The sequence below is a fragment of the Clostridiales bacterium genome (assembly GCA_012512255.1).
Lineage (GTDB): Bacteria > Bacillota > Clostridia > Christensenellales > DUVY01 > DUVY01.
The window spans coordinates 1-2,128 of record JAAZDJ010000033.1 but is presented as its reverse complement, the minus strand read 5'-3'; the positions used below and the strand labels follow the sequence as shown (position 1 = coordinate 2,128).

The 2,128-nt window shown below is 43.0% G+C and carries 4 protein-coding genes; 2 read left to right on the top strand and 2 right to left on the bottom strand.

Translation table 11 applies throughout. From position 1 onward, the window contains the following. Positions 1-114: 114 nt before the first annotated feature. Positions 115-387, bottom strand: coding sequence for a hypothetical protein (locus tag GX756_01760; protein NLC16591.1), 273 nt, complete (start codon positions 385-387; stop codon positions 115-117). A gap of 80 nt (positions 388-467) precedes the next feature. On the opposite strand from GX756_01760, the gene GX756_01755 reads away from it, so the two are divergent. After that, positions 468-1,190, top strand: a complete 723-nt coding sequence (locus GX756_01755; protein ID NLC16590.1) for an SH3 domain-containing protein — start codon at positions 468-470, stop codon at positions 1,188-1,190. Here GX756_01755 and GX756_01750 read toward each other — a convergent pair. Then, entirely contained in the window at positions 1,157-1,702 is a 546-nt protein-coding gene (locus tag GX756_01750; protein ID NLC16589.1) for a hypothetical protein, read from the bottom strand. The two genes, GX756_01755 and GX756_01750, sit on opposite strands and share 34 nt — an antisense overlap. Before the next feature lie 195 nt (positions 1,703-1,897). On the opposite strand from GX756_01750, the gene GX756_01745 reads away from it, so the two are divergent. Next, positions 1,898-2,128: hypothetical protein (locus GX756_01745; protein ID NLC16588.1), on the top strand; the 231-nt coding region annotated here is incomplete at its 3' end.

Sequence of the window (2,128 nt, the reverse complement as noted above, 5' to 3'; positions counted from 1 at the left end):
TTTTACCGCCCGCCAAATACGCCGCCAGGTTTTTGGATTGCCTGTTTACAAGCTGCAAGCAACAGTCGGGCTCATAGCCTTTTAGGTTTTCGCCCAGCAAATACAAGTCCGCGCTTATAAGCTCGCCTCGCTTACATTGGGGCGGTTTTGCTTGTATGGATGAATGCCCCTAAGCAGCCAAACCGCCTCAACCGCGCCGCACTCGGTCTTGCCGCTGCGGTTGCCGCCAAACACCCATCTGCTTAGGACGGGCGAGCGGTGGAACATCATTTGTTTTTTGTGGACCAATTCGCCCTTGTTATAGCGCGCCAAGCGGTCCTCGTTTTGGCGGTTTTGCAGTTCTTGTTTGAGTGCCAAATATCTTTGGACTTTTTGTTTTAACTCCATAATATTTAGATACCAATTTTCGACTATAAAATGGAAAAAAGTAGTATAAACGGCGGCGCTTTGGGCGTATAATTTGGATAATGAAAAGGGTTTTCTGCCTGTTTTTGTGCGCATTGTCTATTGTTTTGTGGACGGCGTTTTTAAAAAACGACTGCAAAGCCGCAGCCTCGCTAGGCTACGGCTTAATCGTGGAGGCGAATTCTGTCCTTTACCGCAACCCAGCGGACCTGGACACGCCCGATAATGTTTACTTTTTTTTGCCTGAGACATATTTTGTGGAAGTTTTGGAACAGGTCGATCAAGTCTTTTATAAAGTCCGCTATGACGATATAATCGGCTATGTTAAGTTTTCGGCTATCAATATAAAAGACTACGAGCCTGTATCGTGCTTCCCAAGCAATTTGTTTTTGACTATTTCGGGCGATATTACCGCCAATGTAAGAGCTTTGCCCGACGCGACCTCGGAGCTTGTGGCGACGCTTCCTTCGGGCGCGAGCGCGCAATACTACAACAAAACGCTTGGGCAAGAGTTAAACAGCGGCTCTGCGTATTGGTATTATATAAAGATCCAAAACGGCGCTAAGACCCAATACGGATATGTCTATGCCGATTATGTCGCCGTGCAAAACGAGATAATAATCCCAAACGACACTTCGCCCAAGCCCTTGCCCAGCGTCCAAGACCCCGAGGAAAAGCTCAATGACACTTATAATTTTTGGACGCAAATAATAATAGCGCTCGCTATTTGCATCCCCGTGGTGTTTTTGATTTATTTGATATTTAAGCCAAGAAAAGCCTCTTGAGTTTGGGGCGCCGAGTAATTTCGGCTTAACGCCTTAAAGCCAGTTTTTATTTCTGTGTTTTTGATTGGCTGTTTTATATATTTCGTTATCCATTTTTGCGCGCCGTAATTTTCCAAAAACCATCGGTCGTCAAGACCGCATAGGTTTAAGTATTCGTCGCAGTATTGGGGCAGCTGCTCAAGCAGCCTAAAAACGCTTCTTACGCTTAAACCCAAAAGCCGCGCTATCTCGCGGACTTTTAGGCAGTCAATGTATCTATATTTGGCCGCTAGGCGGTATTTGTAAGGCAGGCTTTTTACCATATCCAAAACAATAGCCTTAATATTAATAAGCTCTATTTTTTGGTTGGTCAGCGCGGTAACAGCTTTTATGTAATGCGTTGCAGGCCGAAAATTGCCGTCAAAGCCCGAGGACTTAAGGGCGATGTCCATTACCCTTTTGTCCAAAGCGTCCGCCAGCTTATCAATATGTTTATAACAATCCAGCATGGCCCTTATATAAACAAAATTCATAAGTTAAACCTCCGCCTTACACTACCAAAATACCATATTTGAACATATGTTTACAAGGGGATTATGTCATTTTTTATTGATTTTTATATAGTAATTTTTTATGGAAAGACGCTTGTAAATAATTAAAAGTTAATATATTTTTTGGGAATTAAATTTCTATGGGTTGGACACAATGTATATATAAGGAGGATATGTATGGACAAAAACAAAGAACTGCTTAACCTGATACATAAAAACGCCGCGCTGGGCATAATCTCGCTAAAAAGGGTATTATGCGAAACCCAAGACCAAAAATTTGAGGAAACAATCCAAAACCACCTAAAAGACTATCGCGAGTTTTTTGAAAAAACCAAAGAACTGATAAACAAAAACGGCTTCCAAGAAAAAAGCCCCGGATTTTGCACTAAGCTGTGCGTCGTTTTGTCG

Excerpts from the sequence above, each read along its gene's own strand:
- GX756_01750 (NLC16589.1), bottom strand. The coding sequence starts at position 1,702 with ATGAATTTTGTTTATATAAGGGCCATGCTGGATTGTTATAAACATATT.
- GX756_01755 (NLC16590.1), top strand. The coding sequence starts at position 468 with ATGAAAAGGGTTTTCTGCCTGTTTTTGTGCGCATTGTCTATTGTTTTG.
- GX756_01760 (NLC16591.1), bottom strand. The coding sequence starts at position 387 with ATGGAGTTAAAACAAAAAGTCCAAAGATATTTGGCACTCAAACAAGAA.